Consider the following 3,698-nt stretch of genomic DNA (forward strand, 5'->3'; position numbering starts at 1 on the left):
CCCGCCGATGGCCGGCTATCCACCGCCGAACCCGGCCTTGGGGTACCCGCCGAACCCGGCGGCCGACTACCCGCCACCGAGTCCGCCCTTCGGCTACACACCGCCCGGATATCAGCCATACGGCGCGGCGCCCCAGGGCTTCGGCGACGCGGCGTCATATCCCCCGCCCCCACCGCCACCCGGCCCCTACGGCTCGTATCCGGGCGGCTATTTCCCCGGTCCGGACTACGGGGGCGGTTATGCGGGCGGTTACGGGGCGATGCAGACCGGCACCAACACAATGGCGATCATCTCGCTGGTCTCCGGCATCGTCGGCATCTTCTGCTGCGTCGGCTCGGTCGTGGGCATCGCGTGCGGCATGGTGGGAATCAACCAGATCAAGCAGACCCGCGAAGACGGCTTCGGGCTCGCGGTGGCAGGCATCGTGATCAGCGCGGCAACCCTGCTGGTCTACTTCGTCGCTGTGATGTTCAGCCTCGGCTCGCACTAGCGCGCCCCGACCTGCCGCCCGCGCACCGCCTGCCTACGCTCTCTCCTATGGCGTCGGTCAACAGGGTGTACGTGGCACGGCTGCCGCGGATGATGGTGCTCGGCCCACTCGGCGAATCGTTCGGGCGCGTCCGCGACGTCGTGATCAGCATCAGCATCGTCCGCCAGCAACCCCGCGTGCTCGGACTGGTGGTCGATCTCGCGACCCGGCGCAGCATCTTCATACCGATCCTGCGGGTCGCCGCGATCGAGCCCGACGCGGTGACCCTGCGTTCCGGCAACGTGTCGCTGCGCCATTTCGAGCAGCGGCCCGGCGAGGTGCTGGCGATGGGCCAGGTCCTCGACACCCAGGTCCGGGTCAACGACCCCGACCTACCCGACCTGGCCGGCGTCGACGTCGTGGTCACCGACCTGGGCATCGAGCAGACCCGGACCCGGGACTGGGTGGTGACCAGGGTGGCGGTGCGCACGCAACGCCGGCTGGGACGACGTGGTCCGGTTCACGTCGTGGACTGGCAGAACGTGCAGGGACTGACTCCCTCGGCCCTGGCCATGCCGGGCCAGGGCGTGGCACAACTGCTCGACCAGTTCGAGGGACGACGGGCCGTCGACGTCGCCGACGCCATCCGCGGGCTTCCCACCAAGCGCCGCTACGAGGTGTTCAGGGCTCTCGACGACAACCGGTTGGCCGACATCCTGCAGGAGCTGCCCGAGCTCGATCAGGCCGAGGTCCTGACGCATCTCGGCACCGAACGCGCGGCCGACGTGCTCGAGGAGATGGATCCCGACGATGCCGCCGACGTGCTGGGTGTGCTCAACCCGACCGACGCCGAGATGTTGCTCACCCGAATGGATCCCGACGACTCCGACCCGGTGCGACGCCTGCTCACGCACTCCCCCGACACGGCCGGCGGTTTGATGACCTCCGATCCGGTCGTGCTCACCCCGGACACATCGGTCGCCGAGGCGCTGGCCCGGCTCCGCGATCCCGACCTGACCCCGGCATTGGCATCGATGGTGTTCGTGGCGCGCCCACCGACGGCCACCCCGACCGGCCATTACCTGGGTTGCGTGCACCTGCAGCGACTGCTGCGCGTCCCGCCCTCCGAATTGGTCAGTGGCATCGTCGACACCGACCTGCTCACGCTGTCGCCAGAGACCCAATTGGGTGCGGTCACCCGATATTTCGCCGCCTACAACCTGGTGTGCGGTCCGGTGGTCGACGATCAGAACCACCTGTTGGGGGCGGTGACGGTGGATGATTTGCTCGACCATCTGCTGCCCCATGACTGGCGCGTGGACGTCCAGCAGCTCGATCCCGCCGGCAGGCCGCCACGGACCGGAGATGCCTTGTGAGCAAGTCTCAGACGCCGCGGCGGCTGTACACGCCGCGGACATCGCGCCGGTACACGCCACGCGTGGATGCCGAAACGGTGGGCCAGTTCACCGAATCCATCGCGAGGTTCTTCGGAACCGGCCGCTACCTGCTGCTGCAGACGATCGTGGTGATCGTCTGGATCGCGATCAACATGATCGCAATCCGCTGGCAGTGGGACCCGTACCCGTTCATCCTGCTCAACCTCGCGTTCTCGACCCAGGCCGCCTATGCCGCCCCGCTGATCCTGCTCGCCCAGAACCGCCAGGAGAACCGCGACCGCGTCGCGCTGGAAGAGGATCGCCGTCGCGCGGCACAGACGAAGGCCGACACCGAGTACCTGGCCCGCGAACTGGCCGCGCTGCGACTGTCGATCGGCGAGGTCGCAACCCGCGACTACCTGCGCCACGAACTGGAAAACCTGCGAACGCTCTTGCTGGACTTGCAGTCCGCCGTTCCGGAGGCCGGGACGAGGGTGTCCGACGGCACTGAGCGGCGTAGTAAGAAAACCAGCTGAGAATCAAGTCCGCCATTGCGCTACTCCCGTGACGAGAGTTATGTATGGTGATCTAGTTCACGAAGCTAACAAGTGGTCAGTTTCCCGGCGGCTCACAGAATTTGAGGACGGTCCGAGGTGCACATAGGGGGACGCTGGGCTGACAACCCGGCCGTCGCGAAGGTGCGACAGACGGCAGTACGCGTCACACGCACCCCCGTCTTCGGCGTCGCCATGATCTCCCCCCTGATTTTCGCCAGTGCGGTCGGCGCTGCGGCGCCATCACTGCAGGGCAAGAACCAGCCGCACCGCGCCGCCATCACACCGGTGGCAGCCGTCGGCCCCGCTCCGCACACCGACCTGTCCGGCCCAACGGTCATCTCCATCCAGCGGGTGCCGACCAGCTTCCACGTCGCGGCGGCCGCCAGTTCCGCGCCGCCACCCCCGACCGTTGTGAACACCCCTGGGGCGCTGGGGATCCCGATCATGGCCCTGTCGGCCTACCGCAACGCCGAGCAGAAGATGGGGGCCGCGCAGCCGGCCTGTGGAGTCAGCTGGAACCTGCTCGCCGGCATCGGACGCATCGAGTCGGGCCACGCGGGCGGCGGTGCCGTCGATGCCCGCGGCACCGCGACCAACCCGATCTACGGTCCGGCCCTGGACGGCACGCTGCCCGGCAACGAGGTCATCATGCAGCGGGATCAGGGCAACCGGGTGACCTACGCCCGCGCCATGGGCCCGATGCAGTTCCTCCCCGGCACCTGGGCACGCTATGCCGTCGACGGTGACGGCGACGGCATCCCCGACCCGCAGAACCTGTTCGACGCCACCTTGGCCGCGGCGCGGTACCTGTGCAGCGGCGGGCTCAACCTGCGGGATCCGCAGCAGGTGATGGCCGCGATCCTGCGCTACAACAACTCGATGTCGTACGCCCAGAACGTGCTGGGCTGGGCCGCCGCCTACGCCACCGGCGTGGTTCCGGTCGACCTGCCGCCGATCACCGGGCCGCCGCCCCCGATCGGCGATGCGCACCTCGAGCACCCGGAGGGGCTGGGCCCCAACCTGCCGCTCAACGTGACCGGGCTCGGCGTTGGTGACCCGATGGGCCAGCACATGCCGCTGATCGACTTCGGGCAACCACAGATCGTGTCGCAGTACCCGAACTCCCTCTACCCGAACCCCCAGGCGCCGATGTGGCCGTGGATGCCGCCCGCCCAGGTGCCGCAGCCGGCTCCGGTGGCGACTCCGGGCTGCACCCTGATCTGCATCAGTTCGCAGACGCCTGACTCGCTGCCCCCGGGTGCGGGCCCCATCCCTAACGGCGGGATCGTCATCGCT

4 protein-coding genes are annotated in these 3,698 nt (G+C 68.6%); all 4 read left to right on the top strand.

Going from position 1 to position 3,698, the window contains the following annotated elements:
- A partial coding sequence (locus AO501_RS12410; protein WP_055578021.1) for a DUF4190 domain-containing protein occupies nt 1-490 on the top strand: 490 nt, incomplete at its 5' end.
- A gap of 47 nt (nt 491-537) precedes the next feature.
- Nucleotides 538-1,845: a magnesium transporter MgtE N-terminal domain-containing protein gene (locus tag AO501_RS12415; protein WP_055578022.1), complete on the top strand. Its 1,308-nt coding sequence runs from the start codon at nt 538-540 to the stop codon at nt 1,843-1,845.
- Nucleotides 1,842-2,381, top strand: a complete 540-nt coding sequence (locus tag AO501_RS12420; protein WP_055578023.1) for a DUF1003 domain-containing protein — start codon at nt 1,842-1,844, stop codon at nt 2,379-2,381. The genes AO501_RS12415 and AO501_RS12420 overlap by 4 nt, the downstream gene beginning before the upstream one ends.
- Before the next feature lie 117 nt (nt 2,382-2,498).
- Nucleotides 2,499-3,698 (top strand): lytic transglycosylase domain-containing protein (locus tag AO501_RS12425; protein WP_055578024.1); only part of this gene is annotated, 1,200 nt, incomplete at its 3' end.

Origin of the sequence: Mycobacterium gordonae (assembly GCF_001417955.2) — a bacterium.
Taxonomy (GTDB): Bacteria; Actinomycetota; Actinomycetes; order Mycobacteriales; family Mycobacteriaceae; genus Mycobacterium; species Mycobacterium gordonae_B.